Genomic DNA, 14,668 nt, shown 5'->3' with positions numbered 1-14,668 from the left:
TCCGGCTATTGGGGAATACCCGGATGATGCTGTACGTTTCATACGCGACAGACGAACCAAAGAAAAGAGAAGCACCCAAAGTGGCAACCGATTATGATGAACTGCGTTCCGACGTCAAGGAATCGCAGGACAACTCACTCGAGCAGCTCCAGTCAGCCAATGCTCCCGACGCACGCAGCGTTGTGCTTGAGCTGGACGAAGCTGACGGCCTGGACGGTGCGGGCGTACCCGGCGGCGAATTCGTCGCCGAGGAGCTCGTGGTGCAGGTCATTCCGCAGGCGGACGACGAATTCACCTGCTACTCATGCTTCCTGGTCCGTCACCGCTCGCAGATTGCGCGCCAGAAGGACGGCCACAGCTACTGCACCGAGTGCGAGGGCTGACCAGGCGGTCATGTGGAGCGGCGGATTCAGCCATTCCCTCAACTGAGCAAGAGGCACGTCCCATTGGGAGACGTGCCTCTCGGCTTTAAGCGAGCTTCCGCCGCACGATCTGGCTGACTTCCTTGCCGTCGAAGCGCCCCGCCACCTCCGCCGTCACTGGTTTCATGACTTCGCCCATCTGCCGCCGTGTCAGTTCACGGCCCGCGTCGCGCAGCCCGGCCATGACCTCATCCACGATCGCTTCGACTTCTTCCTGCGACAGCGGTTGGGGCAGGTAGGACTCTATGACTTCCGCCTCGGCGATCTCCGCCGCGGCACGGTCCGGCTGGCCGGCTTCCGTGTAGATTCCCGCCGTTTCGCGGCGCTTCGCAGCTTCCTTCTGCAGCAGGGACGTTACCTGCAGGTCATCAAGCTGCACCGGAGTCTTACCCGACTTCTCCCGGGTCTCGATTTCGCCAAGGACGTTCCGGACGGTGGTGAGCGCCGTCTTGTTGCGCTCCTTCATGTGGATGACCACGTCGGCCTGCAGCCGTTCTTTCAGTGATGACACGGTTTTCCTCTGTTCCTTGTTTTATGTTGGCCCTTGTTCGCGGGGCGGCAGGGTACTGCGGCCGCACTCAGCCATCCCTAGTACCGTAGGGGCTTATGCCCGAAAAAGCCCACACCTCCCCGGACCACACCCCGTGAGCCTCCCCTATGACTTTTGGGCCCGGGTGCTCACCGCGTTCAGCCAGACGGATATCCCCACCATTACCAGCACTGAGTTGCTGCTGGTGGTATCCATCGCCACTGCGTTGGCCATCCCCCGCCGGTCCTGGAGGTATGTTGGCCTGCTCGCTACCGCAACCCACGAACTGGGACACGCCGTTGCCGCCGTAACGAGCGGACAGCGGCTCGCCGGAATCCGGCTCAGGCTTGACCATTCCGGAACCACCACCACCTACAGCCGGAGCAAGCTCGCCACCGTTTGGTCCTGCTTCTGGGGCTACCCCACGCCTGCCGTGATTGGTGCTGCCTTCGTATGGTCTGGTTTCAATGGCTGGGGGCCGGCCGCCGTCGCGGCCAGCGCCGTTGCCCTGGCCGCCACACTGGTCTTTCTTCGCAACGCTGCGGGCTTCCTCATCACCACCGGAGCCATCCTTGGCTGCATCGCGCTGATTGTCCTCGTTCCGGCAGCGTTCGTGGGCCATGTCGCCGTCATCGTGGGCCTGGTACTCCTGATTGGTGCGGTTCGGGACCTCGGCAAACTCACGCACGTCCACCTGCGCCGGAGGGACAGGCTTGCCACGTCCGATGCCTACCTGCTGTACCGTGCAACGGCAGTGCCTTCCGGCATCTGGATCCTCATGTTCGTGGTCCTTGTGGCCGGATCCTGGCTGGCGGCCTGGCAGCCGATCTCAACAATCCTGCCGCGGGGCGCATAGGCTTGTTTTATGAGCCAGGAAACGGAAAACGCCCAGCAAAGGGCAGGCGGCAGAACCACTGATTACAGCACGTGCGGCTCCTACGTCACGGGCGGAGCCGAGTTCAACCGCGACACCAACTACATCGAGGACCGGATCACCGCGGACGGCAGGCCGGGACCCAACGGGGAACCTGGCTGGCCGGTCGAGGCTGGACGGTACCGCCTCATCGCCGCGAGGGCCTGCCCCTGGGCCAACAGAACCGTGATTGTCCGCCGCCTCCTGGGACTGGAGGATGCGATCTCCCTCGGCCAGCCAGGCCCTACACACGATGCCCGGTCCTGGACCTTTGACCTTGACCCCGGCGGAGTGGACCCGGTATTGGGCATCGAACGCCTGCAGGAGGCCTTTTTCAAGCGGTTCCCGGGCTACCCGCGGGGTATCACCGTCCCCGCGATCGTCGACGTGGCCACTGGTGAAGTGGTGACCAACAACTTCCCGCAGATCACGCTGGACTTCTCCACCGAATGGACCAGGTTCCACCGTCCCGGCGCACCTGTGCTGTACCCCGAGCACCTCCGGGACGAGATCGACCAGGTTAATAAGAGGGTGTTTACAGAGGTCAACAACGGTGTCTACCGCTGCGGCTTCGCCGGCTCACAGCAAGCATACGACTCGGCCTATGAACGGCTCTGGGCCGCGATGGACTGGCTGGAGGACCGCCTGTCCGGCCAGCGCTACCTGGTGGGCGACACCATCACCGAAGCGGACGTGAGGCTGTTCACCACCCTGGCCCGGTTCGACGCCGTCTACCACGGCCACTTCAAGTGCAACCGTCAAAAACTCAGCGAGATGCCCGCATTGTGGGGATACGCCCGGGACCTTTTCCAGACGCCCGGATTTGGGGACACCATCGACTTTGTGCAGATCAAGCAGCACTACTACATCGTGCACGAGGACATCAATCCCACCCGGATCGTTCCCGCAGGTCCTGCCCTTGGCGGGTGGCTTGAGCCACACGGCCGCGAGCCCCTGGGCGGCAGGCCCTTTGGCGACGGAACACCGCCTGGCCCGGTGAAACCGGGTGAAGAAGTTGCGCCGGGCCACGGCGCGACGCTGTAGGGGAAAGCGCTTGCTCGCTTAGACTGGCAGGATGCAAACTTCTCAGGGTTTTGTAGCGCCCGGTTTCGAAAATGTCCTGGAGCTGTTCGAATCGTTCCTGGCCGGGGACCCGACCTACAGTGCACAGCTGGCCGCGTACCGGAACGGGTCGCAGGTGGTGCGGCTGGCCGGTGGCCCGGATATGGACCAGCAAACCATCACGGGCGCCTACTCCTGCTCCAAGGGAGTGGCGGCCATGGTGATCGCACTCCTGGTCCAGGACGGCCTGCTTGACCTCGACGCCCCCGTGACCAAGTACTGGCCCGAGTTTGGCGTCCACGGCAAGGACCGGCTCCTCGTGCGGCAGGCGTTGTCCCACCAGGCCGGCCTGATGGGTGTGGAGGGCGGGTTCGCCCTGGATGAGTTCACCACTGCCGATGCTGCTGCCCGGCTGGCGGCGGCGCGGCCCTCCTGGCAGCCTGGCCGGCAATTCGGCTATCACGCCCTGACCATCGGGATCATCATGGAGGAACTGTGCCGCCGGACGGCCGGAGAATCCCTGCAAAGCATCTACGAACGGCGGATCCGGACACCGCTGGGCATCGACTTCTTCCTTGGCCTGCCCGCGGAGCTGGAGCCCCGGTACCGGGACGTCCTCTATACCGCCGAGGCGGAAGGGCCATGGGTGGATCCGCTCAGCCTGGAAGGACTGAACAGCAACGCGCCGGTCAGCACCATCATGGAACTGCCCAATATCCGCAGCGTCCGGAGTGAAGGCATGTCTGCGGCCGGCGGGGTGGGATCGGCGGAGGGGCTGGCCCGGCTCTACGCCGCGGCCACCACCGGGATTGACGGCACCGGCGCTTTCCTCAGTCCGCAAACGCTGGACCTGATGTCCCAGGAGCAGGTGTGGGGCCTGGACCGCTCATCCGGCCTGGACAACGCCTTCGCCGTGGTGTTTATGAAACCGCATCCGTCCCGGGACTTCGGCAGCCACCGTGCCTTCGGCCATGAGGGCGCCAACGCCGCCCTCGGGTTCGCCGACCCCGCCTACGGCCTCGGTTTCGGTTACGTTCCCCGCCGCGCGGAGGACGGGCGGACGCCCGGAAAGGCGCACCAGCTGGCAGCTGCCGTACGCCGTTCGGCTGCTGTTTCCTCCTGAACGGGCCGCTCCAGCCGGTTTTCTGCGGCCCTGACCTGCGCCTTTGTGGTTGCGGACAAGGCGCCCTAGTGTGGGGCGGATGGTCAAAACTCAAGCACGACCGGCAATCCGGTGGGCCGGGGGGACCCGTTTCTTAAAGCAGGCGGTGGAAGGACTGTCCGCCGCGTTCGCTGCGCAGCGCCTGCAGCTGGCAGCAAAAGCGGCATTGGCCGCCGGGCTGGCATTCCTCATCGCCCCGCTGATGCCGGGCAGCGCGTCACACTATGCCTACTACGCGCCCCTGGGAGCCTTGGTGGCCATGTACCACAACGTGGCGGGCTCGGTCCGGCAGGGCGTGCAGGCCCTCACCGGACTGGCCGTGGGCATCGGGCTCGCCGTGGTCCTGGTGCACATTGCGGACCCGTCACCACTGACGGTGGCCATTTTTATGGGGATAGGCGTGCTGCTGGGCGGCTTGCCGGGCCTCGGTTCAGGCAGTGATTGGATTCCGACGGCGGCCCTGCTGGTCCTGCTGGTGGGCGGAAGCAATGCCGACGACTTTTCCTTCGGCTATCTGGTGCAGATGGGTGCCGGCGTCGCAGTGGGCATTGCCGTTAACTTCCTGGTCTTTCCGCCGCTCCACCTCAAAGCGGCCGCGGCCAGCCTGGACGACCTCCGCCTCGCGCTGGGCCGGCAGATGACGGATATGGGTTCCGCGCTCAAGGAAGAATGGCCGCCCGAGCACGAAGAATGGTCCCGCCGTACCGACGAGCTGGCATCGGCCACCCGGTCGGTCCGGCACCTCGTCAAGGAGGCGGACGCCAGCCGAAGGGCGAACCCCCGGCGCAAGCTCCACCCCCGTGACATCGACCGTGACTACCGCAACCTTCGCCAACTGGAAAGGGTCTCGTTCCACGTCCAGGACATGACGGACGTGCTGTCCGACGTGATCTGGGAAAGCGATGTGCCGTACACCGTCCCATTGGAGGACAACGTTCCGCTCGCCGACGCCATCACCGCCACCGGCGAACTGTTGTGTTCCTTCAGCACCGACGATGAGGACCGGCAGGCGGAGCGTTTCACGGCTGCCAAGTCGGCGGTGGAAGCGTGCATGGCAACCACCGCCGCCAGGGAGCTGGACCAGGGCGCCGTGCCTGCGTCCGAATCGATCCTCCTCAGCCTGCACCGGATCCTGCGTTCCGTCCGTCCGGGAACTGACGCCCCGGCGTCGTAAGACCAGGGTCTAGAGCAGGGCAACGGAGCCGCTGAAATGCCGGCGGCCCGACCGGGGGTTCCAGGCGGTGAATTCGGAACGCTCCCATGTCCCGGCACTTCCCTGAACGCTGCTGATATCCAGGGCCACCCGGCAGGGAAGGAAGACCGGCGCCTCAAAGTCCACCTCCCACGTAAAGGAATCCCCGCGGACAGCGCCGACGTCGGCGAGGGCCCTGGACGCCAGGTACATGCCATGGGCGATGGAGCGGCGCATCCCCAAAGCCTTTGCTGAAAGCACGCTGAGGTGGATGGGGTTGAAGTCGCCGGACACAGCTGCGTACGCCCGGCCGGTATCGACCCCCAGCTGCCACAGCGCCGTGGGATCGGGTGCCTTGAAGTCAGCACGCGCGGGCGCCGCCGAGGGTTTGTCGATTCCGGGCAGGAAGACCCCCTTGGCGAGGTAGGTTGAGACGCCCCGCCAGCAAGTGTCCGCGGAACCTGCCCGCCGCACTTCGCTGACCACATCCACCTGGGTGCCGGCGCGGTGCCCGCGCAGGTTCTCCACGTGGGCAGTGATGTCCATCAAATCCGTGAAAAGCAGCGGCGAACGTTGTTCCACGCTGTTCCGGAGGTGGATCATGCCCAACAGCGGAAGCGGAAAGTCGTCCCTGTTCATCAGACTTATGGCGAGGGGGAACGAGAGGGCGTGGATAAAGCCGGCCGGCAGGACGTCACTGGCCGACTCGCCAATAAGGTGCTGGTAGGCAGTGAGGTTGCCGACGTCCACCCGCACTCCGCGCACCTCATGGCTTTCGGCCGGCAGGTCAGAGCCATCGTGGGTCCCCAGCAGGCGCCGCCGTGCCGCCTGGGCTGCGGCGTTGACGTACAGCTTCGACAGCGACGGCATCTCCCCGAGGATGACTGGCTGTGGGGGCATCATGCCCCCACCAGGTTTTGTCCGCAGACCCGAAGCACCTCGCCGTTGATGCCGCCGGCGGCGTTGCTGGCCAGGAACGCGATGGTCTCCGCAACGTCAGTGGGCTGTCCACCCTGCTGCAGCGAGTTCAGGCGTCGGCCCATCTCCCGCAGGGCGAAGGGAATCCGGGCTGTCATCTCCGTTTCGATAAAGCCCGGGGCCGCGGCGTTGATGGTGCCCCCGTAGGCGGCGATCAATGGCGCAGTTGCCCGGACCATTCCCACCACGCCTGCCTTGGAGGCCGCGTAGTTTGTCTGGCCGCGGTTGCCGGCAATGCCGCTGGTGGATGCCACGGAGACTATCCGGGGTGACGAGCGGAAGCCTGCTGACGCGAGCAGGGCCTCGTTGATCCGGAGCTGCGCTGCGATATTGACCTCAATCACTGACCTCCAGCGGGACTCGTCCATGTTGGCAAGGAGCTTGTCCCTGGTGATGCCCGCATTGTGGACCATGATGTCGAGGCGCCCGTGCCGCTGCGAGGCATGCTCCAGGATCCGCTGCCCGGCGTCGTCCCTGCTGATGTCCAGCTGGAGGGCGGTGCCCTTGACCTCGTTGGCCACTTCGGCAAGATGGTCCCCGGCCGCGGGGATGTCCACCAGGACCAACGTGGCGCCATCGCGGTGCAGGGTCCTGGCGATGGCCGCACCGATGCCCCGGGCTGCTCCGGTGACGACGGCGATCCTTCCTTCCAGCGGCTTCTCAACGTTGCGGGGCGGTTCTCCCGCCGTAGTGGAGACCGTGAGGAACTGACCATCCACAAAAGCGGACCGGCCCGAGAGGAAGAACCTTATTGCCGCCAGCGTACTGGGGCTTGTTGTCTCCACCTCCGGCGCCAGGAGCAGGCCATTGCCGGTGGCGCCGGCGCGCAGTTCCTTGGCAAGGGAGCGCAGGAAGCCGTCCACCCCCTGCCGTGCGGCGGCCTGGGCTGGTGTGGCTGCGCCGGACGCGGGCCGGGATACGGTGATGGCCCTGCCACCGGGGCCAAGGTCCCGGAGGGACGCGGCGACGGTAAGGATGGGTTTCCCAAGGTCTTCGGGGCGGGCCACTTCGTCCAGGACCAGGATGATGGCCCCAAGCTTCTCGCGCGGAACAGCGTGCCTCCGGACGTCGAGGTCCCATGCCAGCAGTTCGGCGGCCAGTTTGTCGGCGCCGGGGGTGTCTCCCTGGACCAGGACTGGCCCGGTGATCAGCGGTTGTCCGGGCTCGTACCGGCGCAGGATGGCGGGCTGGGGCAGCCCCAGCCTCCTGGCAACGTTCCGGCCCAGGCCCTGGTTGACGAGTTGTGCATACGTGTCAGTCATCCGTGCCCCTACAGTGATTCCAGAATTGCGGCCACGCCAAGTCCACCGGCAGCGCATACCGAGACCAGGCCCCGGACGGGGCGGCCCTCGGCGTTGGCCTTGGCATGGAGCGTCTTGGCAAGGGAAGCGACAATCCTGCCGCCCGTCGCGGCGAACGGGTGGCCGGCGGCGAGCGAGGAACCATTGACGTTCAACCGTGACCGGTCAATCTTGCCGAAAGCGCCGTCCAGGCCCAGCCGGGTACGCCCGAATTCCTCGTCCTCCCATGCCGCGAGCATGCTGAGGACTGTGGAGGCGAAAGCTTCATGGATCTCGAAAAAGTCGATGTCCGCCGGGCTGAGTCCCTGCCGGGCGAGCAGCCTTGGCACGGCGAATACCGGTGCCATCAGCAGGCCGTCCTTGCCGTGGACAAAGTCGACGGCGGCCGCTTCGGCATCCACGACGGCAGCAAGCTTTGGCAGGTCCCGGGCGTCAGCCCATTCCTCGGAGGCCAGCAGCACGGTGGAGGCGCCATCGGTCAGCGGCGTGGAGTTGCCTGCCGTCATGGTCGCGTCGGCGCCGAGGTTCTTCCCGAAGACCGGCTTCAGTCCGGCGAGCTTGTCCAGCGAGGTGTCAGGACGCAGGTTCCCGTCGCGGGTCAGGCCCCGGTAAGGGGTGATGAGGTCATCGAAGAATCCGGCATCGTAGGCCGACCCGAGGTTCCGGTGGCTGTCGAGTGCCAGCTCGTCCTGGGCCTCACGGGAGATCTTCCACTGCGAGGTGGTGAGCGCCTGGTGCTCCCCCATGGAAAGACCTGTCCGCGGTTCGGACGTGCCGGGGGCCAGCGGGGCGAGGTCCTTGGGCCTGAGCCTGCTGAGGATCTGCAGCCGCTGCGGGACGCTTTTCGCCCGGCTGAGGTCGAGGATAACTTCGCGTAGCCCTTCGCTGACCACCACGGGCGCGTCCGATGCGGAGTCCACCCCGCCTGCGATTCCCGACTCGATCTGGCCCAGTTTGATCTTGTTGGAAAGGCCCACCACGGTTTCGAGCCCGGTTGCGCACGCCTGCTGGAGGTCGTAGGCCGGTGTTTCGGGCGATAAGGCGGAACCCAGCACTGCTTCCCGCGTGAGGTTGAAGTCCCGGGAGTGCTTCAGCACGGCCCCCGCTGCCACTTCCCCGATGCGCTCGTCCTGCAGGCCAAAGCGCGCAATCAGCCCGTCCAACGCCGCCGTCAGCATGTCCTGGTTTGAGGATTTGGCATAAGCGCCGCCGGCCCGGGCGAACGGGATCCTGTTGCCGCCAACGATGATTGCCCTGCGGAGCCGGGGTGCGGGGGCTTCGGCGGGAGTGCCGGACTCAGGTCCGGTAGTGGTCTGTCCGTCAATGGACATGGGTATCTCCTCGGGTCACGTGCGGTTACCGATACCCAGCGTACCTGATACGCTGGGTATCGTGAACTTCCAGCAAACCTCGACTTCCGCCACGCCTGCCGCCGCTCCCGGCGACGGCCGCTCATCGCGCTGGCAGAGCCACCGGGAGGAACGGCGACGGGAGCTGATCAAATCAGCGCGGCGGGCAGTGCACGCACTGGGCAGCGACGCATCGATGGAGGACATCGCAACGGCGGCCGGCACATCCAAGTCAGTGTTTTACCGCTATTTTGGCGACAAGGCGGGACTGCAGCAGGCCGTGGGTGAGGTTGTCCTCAGCCAGATGCAGCGCCGGATCCGGGAGGCGGCGCAGAGCGCTGATACCCCCAGGGAAGGTTTGCTGGCCATGGTTACTGCCTACCTGCAGATGGCCAGTACCAGTCCCAACGTCTACACCTTTGTGACCCGTCCGGCCGCCGACGCGGACAGCGCCCAGGACCCGGGAGCGGGATCCGCCGCCCTGGGCCACTTTTTTGACTCCGTGGCCGAAATGATTGCCGCCCCCATGCGCTCGCATCTGGGTGACGGCAAGGAAGCCGTCATCGGCTACTGGCCCAAAGCGGCCATCGGGATGGTCCGGAACGCGGGCGAGCAGTGGCTCACCACCCCTGCTTCCCCTGCCAAGCCCGGGCAGGAAGCGATGGCGCGGCAGATCACCGACTGGCTCTGCGTCGGCATCGCGCCGGAGCTGATTCCATCCACACGGACATAAGCATCCACTGCGGCTACACCACAGCAACAATCAGCACCACCACCCTCTGTCAGCACCAACGAAGGACTCGACATGACTGAATTAGTGGACCGTCCCGCCGGAAGAAAGCAGCGCCCCGCCGCGCGCGCAACCACCGCCAGGGCGGCAGCCGACGCCCGGCCCGCCGTCGACGTCGCCGGCCTGGGAGAACAGCTCCTGGGCAAGTGGGCCGAAACCCGGCGCCAGGCCAGGGATCTTGCCGCACGCCCTGAGCTGCACAAGATCGAGGGGCTAACGCACACCGAGCACCGCGCCCGGGTATCCGGGCAACTGAAGTACCTGGTGGAGAACGAGGCCGTGCATCGTGCCTTCCCGGAGTCGCTGGGCGGATCCGACGACCACGGCGGAAACATCGCCGGCTTCGAGGAACTGGTGGTGGCGGACCCGTCGCTGCAGATCAAGGCCGGTGTCCAATGGGGGCTCTTCGGTTCCGCGGTGATGCACCTGGGGACTGCAGAGCACCACGCGAAATGGCTTCCGGGCATCATGAGCCTGGAGATCCCGGGCTGCTTCGCCATGACCGAAACAGGGCATGGCTCGGATGTGGCCAGCATTGCCACCACCGCCACGTACGATCCCGCCACCGAAGAGTTCGTGGTCCACACGCCGTTCCGCGCCGCGTGGAAGGACTACATCGGCAACGCTGCCATTGACGGACTGGGCGCGGTGGTGTTCGCCCAGTTGGTCACCCGGGGCGTCAACCACGGTGTCCATGCGTTCTATGTGGACCTCCGGGACCCGGACACCCGGGAGTTCCTGCCCGGGATCGGCGGCGAGGACGACGGCATCAAGGGCGGACTGAACGGAATCGACAACGGCCGCCTGCACTTCACCAATGTCCGTATCCCGCGGACCAACCTGCTCAACCGCTACGGCAACGTCGACGCCGACGGGACCTACAGCTCCCCCATCGCCAGCCCCGGCCGCCGCTTCTTCACCATGCTGGGAACCCTGGTGCAGGGCCGGGTGTCCCTCGACGGCGCCGCCGTGGCAGCTTCCAAGGTGGCACTGAAGGCAGCCATCCAGTACGCCACCGAGCGCCGCCAGTTCAACGCCTCCTCCCATACGGAAGAGGAAGTCCTGCTGGACTACCAGCGTCACCAGAAACGCCTGTTCACCCGGCTTGCCACCACCTATGCGGCCGGTTTCGCCCACGAACAATTGCTGCAGAAGTTCGACGACGTCTTCTCCGGCGCGCACGATACCGACGAAGACCGCCAGGACCTGGAAACCCTTGCCGCCGCACTGAAGCCGCTCAGCACCTGGCATGCGCTGGACACGCTGCAGGAATGCCGGGAAGCCTGCGGCGGCGCCGGCTTCCTGATCGAGAACCGCTTCGCATCGCTGCGGGCGGACCTGGACGTCTACGCAACCTTCGAAGGCGACAACACAGTGCTGCTGCAACTCGTGGCCAAACGGCTCCTGGCCGACTATGCGAAGGAATTCCGCAGCGTCGACTTCGGCGTGCTGGCCCGGTACGTGGTGGGCCAGGCCACGGGGGCCGCCATTCACCGGACCGGCTTGCGGCAGGTGGCCCAGTTCGTCGCTGACACCGGATCAGTGCAGAAGGCGGCCATCGCCCTCCGCGATGAGGAAAGCCAGCGGGCGCTGCTTACCGACCGGGTGCAGGCCATTGTGGCTGAGGCCGCAACCGCGCTCAAGGGTACTGGCCGGATGTCGCAGGAGAAAGGCGCCGCGCTGTTCAACCGGCACCAGAACGAACTGATCGACGCCGCGCAGGCCCATGCCGAGCTGCTCCAGTGGGAGGCCTTCACCGAGGCCCTCAGGGACGTAAAGGACCCGGGCACCCGGACGGTCCTGACCTGGTTGCGGGACCTGTTCGGCCTGTCCCTGATTGAGAAGAATCTCTCCTGGTACCTCATGAATGGCCGGCTTTCCATGCAGCGGGGCCGGACGGTGGGTGAGTACATCAACCGTCTGCTGGTGAAAATCCGCCCGCACGCAGTGGACCTGGTAGACGCCTTCGGCTATGGCGAAGACCATGTGCGCGCCGCCATAGCCACTGGCGCCGAGAAGGAGCGGCAGGACCACGCACGGGCCTACCTCCGCGCCCAGCGGGCCAGCGGCCAGGCACCGGTGGACGAGAAGGTCCTGCTGGCGCGTACTGCCGGCCACCGGAACTAAGCGTCCCGCAACAGTAATGACGACGACGGCGCCGCCCACCTCGCAAGGTGGGCGGCGCCGTCGTCGTCAATGCGTTCGGAAACGTCAGCTCTGTGCCGGCAGCACGGACCGGTACACCTCGAGGGTGGTTTCCGTGATGGATTCCCAGGAGAAGTGTTCCTCGGCGCGTTTCCGGCCGGCCTGTCCCATGGCGCGGGCGCGGTCAGGGTCGGAGACAACCTCCGTGAGGGCGGCAGCAAATTCGGTGACGAACTTTTCCGGATCAAGGGGTGTGCCCGTGCCGTCGGTTACCTGTTCCAGGTCCACGAGCAGGCCGGTCTGGCCGTGCTCCACCACCTCGGGGATGCCGCCTGTGGCGCTGGCCACCACAGCGGCGCCACAGGCCATGGCCTCCAGGTTCACGATGCCCAGCGGCTCGTAGATGGACGGGCAGGCGAAGGCGGTGGCGTGGCTGAGCACCTGGATCAGTTCATGGCGGGGAAGCATGCGCTCGATGAGCACCACGCCGGTGCGTTCGCGCTGCAGGTCCTCGATCAAACGGGCCGTCTCTGCGGCAAGCTCCGGGGTGTCCGCTGCGCCCAGGCACAGGACCAGCTGGACGTCGGCGGGAAGCTTTGCTGCCGCCCGCAGGAGATAGGGGACGCCCTTCTGGCGGGTGTTCCTCCCCACAAAGACCACGCTGGGCTTGTCCGGATCGATGCCCAGGGCGCGGACGGCGTCGTCGTTCTCGTCACGGTGCCACATCTCAACGTCGATGCCGTTGTGGACCACGCGCACCTTGGCGGGATCCACGTTGGGGTAGCTGCGCAGGATGTCCTGCCGCATGCCCTCCGAGACGGCAATGATGGCCGCCGCGGCCTCGTAGGCGGTCTTTTCCACCCAGGAGGACAAGGCGTACCCGCCGCCGAGCTGCTCCGCTTTCCAGGGGCGCAGCGGTTCCAGGCTGTGGGCACTGAGCACGTGCGGAATGCCGTGGAGCAGGGACGCGAGGTGCCCGGCCATGTTGGCGTACCAGGTGTGCGAATGGACAAGGTCCGCGCCTTCGATGTCCGGAACGATCCGCAGGTCCACCCCCAGCGTCTGCACAGCGGCGTTGGCTGAGCCGAGGTCCTCGGGCACCGCGTAGGAGGTCACCGCCGCGCCATGATAGTCGGCGTCGCGGGGAGCTCCAAAAGCACGAACCTGCAGGTCAACGTGCTTACTAAGCACCCTGCTCAATTCGGCCACGTGGACACCCGCGCCACCGTAGATCTCCGGCGGAAACTCTTTAGTCACAATGTCTATTCGCACAAGACCCAAGGTAGTCCTTCACGCATAACTGTTCTAGTGTGAAGGAGTCCGGGCATGCCGGACTGTCTTGGGGAGATACGAAGGCGTACAGGAGCGACCATTATGCCGTTGAACAAAAGAGTCCTGGCCATTGTCCTCGCAGGCGGCGAGGGAAACAGGCTGATGCCACTGACGGCAGACCGCGCGAAGCCCGCGGTGCCCTTTGCGGGAAGCTACCGCCTGATCGATTTCGCCCTGTCCAACCTGGTGAATTCCCGCTACCTGCAGATCGTTGTCCTCACCCAGTACAAATCGCACAGCCTGGACCGGCACATCTCCGAGACCTGGCGTATGTCCACCCAACTGGGCAACTACGTTGCCTCCGTCCCGGCGCAACAGCGTGTGGGCAAGAGCTGGTTCCTGGGCAGCGCCAACGCCATCTACCAGTCACTGAACCTCATCCACGACGCAAACCCCGACATCGTCGTTGTGGTCGGCGCGGACCACGTCTACCGCATGGACTTCGCCCAGATGGTGGCCCAGCACGTCAACAGCGGTGCCAAGGCAACAGTCGCCGCCGTGCGGCAGCCCCTGCACATGGCCGATCAGTTCGGCGTCATCGAAGTGGACCAGAACGATCCCCAGAAGATCGCGGCCTTCGTCGAAAAGCCCGCCAGCACGCCCGGCCTGGCAGCGGACCCGTCCCAGTTCCTCGCCTCCATGGGCAACTACGTTTTCGACGCGGACGCGCTGGTCGCTGCGCTGCACGTGGACGCCGAGCGTCTGGACACCAAGCACGACATGGGCGGGGACATCATTCCCTACTTTGTGAACCAAGGCGAAGCCGGCGTCTACGACTTCACCCTCAACGACATCCCCGGCTCCACGGAGCGGGACCGCACCTACTGGCGCGACGTCGGCACCATCGACTCCTTCTACGACGCCCACATGGACCTCATCTCCCCGCTGCCGGTCTTCAATCTCTACAACTCCGAGTGGCCCATTTACACCCGGCAGAGCATCTCGCCGCCAGCTAAATTCGTCAGGGGCAAGAACGACACCGTGGGCACGGCCCTGGACTCGATCGTTTCCAGCGGCGTAGTAATTTCGGGCGGAGTCGTGGAAGGGTCAGTCCTTTCCAACGATGTCTTCGTGGGCACCAGCAGCCGGGTCATCGATTCTGTCCTGATGGACAAGGTCCACATCGGTGAAGGTGCGGTCATCAACCGTGCCATCATCGACAAGAACGTGAAGGTACCGGCCGGTGCGGCCATCGGACTAAACCCGGAGCTTGACCGTGCCCGTGGTTTCAAGGTCACGGATTCCGGGATAACGGTCCTTTCCAAGGGCCAGGAGGTTCCGGAGCCCGGTGACGATGAGCGTAAGCTCGCGGCGGACAACCTGCACCTCGTGCCGAACGCCATCAAGGCCGCTGTCGAGAAGTATCCGAGTGTGCGCGAATCTGTGGATAAGGTGGCCGAGAGGCACGCAGCGGCCTCAGCCGAGGCTGCACCGGGCGCACGTATTTCCTGAACCCTTCCGCGCGGGCACTCCCCCGGCGGCCCCCTGCGCAG

General features: G+C 65.6%; 13 protein-coding genes. 8 read left to right on the top strand and 5 right to left on the bottom strand.

Annotated elements, in window-relative coordinates; translation table 11 throughout:
- Positions 1-80: 80 nt before the first annotated feature.
- Positions 81-383, top strand: coding sequence for a DUF4193 domain-containing protein (locus BMX78_RS09480; protein WP_009358564.1), 303 nt, complete (start codon positions 81-83; stop codon positions 381-383).
- 85 nt (positions 384-468) lie between these two features.
- Here the strand turns inward: BMX78_RS09480 and BMX78_RS09475 are convergent, their stop codons facing one another.
- A complete protein-coding gene (locus tag BMX78_RS09475) occupies positions 469-933 on the bottom strand; it encodes a GatB/YqeY domain-containing protein (protein ID WP_091418852.1) in 465 nt (154 codons plus the stop codon).
- Positions 934-1,066: 133 nt separating this feature from the next.
- Here BMX78_RS09475 and BMX78_RS09470 point away from each other — a divergent pair, with 133 nt between their 5' ends.
- The 4 genes from BMX78_RS09470 to BMX78_RS09455 all read left to right on the top strand — a co-directional run bounded on the left by BMX78_RS09470 (position 1,067) and on the right by BMX78_RS09455 (position 5,262).
- On the top strand, positions 1,067-1,807 hold the full coding sequence (locus tag BMX78_RS09470; RefSeq protein WP_286138889.1) for a M50 family metallopeptidase: 741 nt from the start codon (positions 1,067-1,069) through the stop codon (positions 1,805-1,807).
- A gap of 9 nt (positions 1,808-1,816) precedes the next feature.
- Complete coding sequence (locus BMX78_RS09465; protein WP_091418851.1) at positions 1,817-2,908, top strand: glutathione S-transferase family protein; 1,092 nt, start codon at positions 1,817-1,819, stop codon at positions 2,906-2,908.
- Between the two features lie 31 nt (positions 2,909-2,939).
- Positions 2,940-4,049: a serine hydrolase domain-containing protein gene (locus tag BMX78_RS09460; RefSeq protein WP_091418849.1), complete on the top strand. Its 1,110-nt coding sequence runs from the start codon at positions 2,940-2,942 to the stop codon at positions 4,047-4,049.
- A gap of 145 nt (positions 4,050-4,194) precedes the next feature.
- A complete protein-coding gene (locus BMX78_RS09455; protein WP_091418847.1) occupies positions 4,195-5,262 on the top strand; it encodes an FUSC family protein in 1,068 nt (355 codons plus the stop codon).
- A 9-nt stretch (positions 5,263-5,271) separates the two neighbouring features.
- Here the strand turns inward: BMX78_RS09455 and BMX78_RS09450 are convergent, their stop codons facing one another.
- Genes BMX78_RS09450 through BMX78_RS09440 form a run of 3 tightly spaced genes read right to left on the bottom strand, consistent with a single transcriptional unit; the run spans position 5,272 to position 8,890 of the window.
- Complete coding sequence (locus BMX78_RS09450; RefSeq protein WP_091418845.1) at positions 5,272-6,183, bottom strand: MaoC family dehydratase; 912 nt, start codon at positions 6,181-6,183, stop codon at positions 5,272-5,274.
- Complete coding sequence (locus BMX78_RS09445; RefSeq protein WP_091418843.1) at positions 6,180-7,520, bottom strand: 3-oxoacyl-ACP reductase; 1,341 nt, start codon at positions 7,518-7,520, stop codon at positions 6,180-6,182. The genes BMX78_RS09450 and BMX78_RS09445 overlap by 4 nt, the downstream gene beginning before the upstream one ends.
- Positions 7,521-7,528: 8 nt before the next feature.
- Complete coding sequence (locus tag BMX78_RS09440; protein ID WP_091418841.1) at positions 7,529-8,890, bottom strand: acetyl-CoA C-acetyltransferase; 1,362 nt, start codon at positions 8,888-8,890, stop codon at positions 7,529-7,531.
- Between BMX78_RS09440 and BMX78_RS09435 the strand changes: the two genes are divergently transcribed.
- Complete coding sequence (locus BMX78_RS09435) at positions 8,889-9,641, top strand: TetR/AcrR family transcriptional regulator (RefSeq protein WP_091418948.1); 753 nt, start codon at positions 8,889-8,891, stop codon at positions 9,639-9,641. The two genes, BMX78_RS09440 and BMX78_RS09435, sit on opposite strands and share 2 nt — an antisense overlap.
- A gap of 72 nt (positions 9,642-9,713) precedes the next feature.
- Positions 9,714-11,825 (top strand): acyl-CoA dehydrogenase family protein, encoded by a 2,112-nt coding sequence (locus BMX78_RS09430; RefSeq protein WP_091418839.1) that lies wholly within the window; start codon positions 9,714-9,716, stop codon positions 11,823-11,825.
- An 84-nt stretch (positions 11,826-11,909) separates the two neighbouring features.
- Here BMX78_RS09430 and glgA read toward each other — a convergent pair whose 3' ends face one another.
- Positions 11,910-13,115: a glycogen synthase gene (gene glgA, locus BMX78_RS09425; protein ID WP_091418837.1), complete on the bottom strand. Its 1,206-nt coding sequence runs from the start codon at positions 13,113-13,115 to the stop codon at positions 11,910-11,912.
- A 102-nt stretch (positions 13,116-13,217) separates the two neighbouring features.
- Here glgA and glgC point away from each other — a divergent pair, with 102 nt between their 5' ends.
- Positions 13,218-14,627, top strand: a complete 1,410-nt coding sequence (gene glgC / locus BMX78_RS09420) for a glucose-1-phosphate adenylyltransferase (protein WP_091418835.1) — start codon at positions 13,218-13,220, stop codon at positions 14,625-14,627.
- Positions 14,628-14,668: the final 41 nt, after the last annotated feature.

This window comes from Arthrobacter sp. OV608 (assembly GCA_900110595.1).
Classification (GTDB): domain Bacteria; phylum Actinomycetota; class Actinomycetes; order Actinomycetales; family Micrococcaceae; genus Arthrobacter.
The sequence above is the reverse complement of the archived record's forward strand: the minus strand, read 5'-3'. Positions and strand labels throughout refer to the sequence as shown.

What these genes read in the sequence shown, in the direction of transcription:
- BMX78_RS09465 (WP_091418851.1), top strand. Translation starts at nt 1,817, where the DNA reads ATGAGCCAGGAAACGGAAAACGCCCAGCAAAGGGCAGGCGGCAGAACC.
- BMX78_RS09460 (WP_091418849.1), top strand. Translation starts at nt 2,940, where the DNA reads ATGCAAACTTCTCAGGGTTTTGTAGCGCCCGGTTTCGAAAATGTCCTG.
- BMX78_RS09450 (WP_091418845.1), bottom strand. Translation starts at nt 6,183, where the DNA reads ATGATGCCCCCACAGCCAGTCATCCTCGGGGAGATGCCGTCGCTGTCG.
- BMX78_RS09445 (WP_091418843.1), bottom strand. Translation starts at nt 7,520, where the DNA reads ATGACTGACACGTATGCACAACTCGTCAACCAGGGCCTGGGCCGGAAC.
- BMX78_RS09435 (WP_091418948.1), top strand. Translation starts at nt 8,889, where the DNA reads ATGGGTATCTCCTCGGGTCACGTGCGGTTACCGATACCCAGCGTACCT.
- BMX78_RS09440 (WP_091418841.1), bottom strand. Translation starts at nt 8,890, where the DNA reads ATGTCCATTGACGGACAGACCACTACCGGACCTGAGTCCGGCACTCCC.
- BMX78_RS09430 (WP_091418839.1), top strand. Translation starts at nt 9,714, where the DNA reads ATGACTGAATTAGTGGACCGTCCCGCCGGAAGAAAGCAGCGCCCCGCC.
- glgC (WP_091418835.1), top strand. Translation starts at nt 13,218, where the DNA reads ATGCCGTTGAACAAAAGAGTCCTGGCCATTGTCCTCGCAGGCGGCGAG.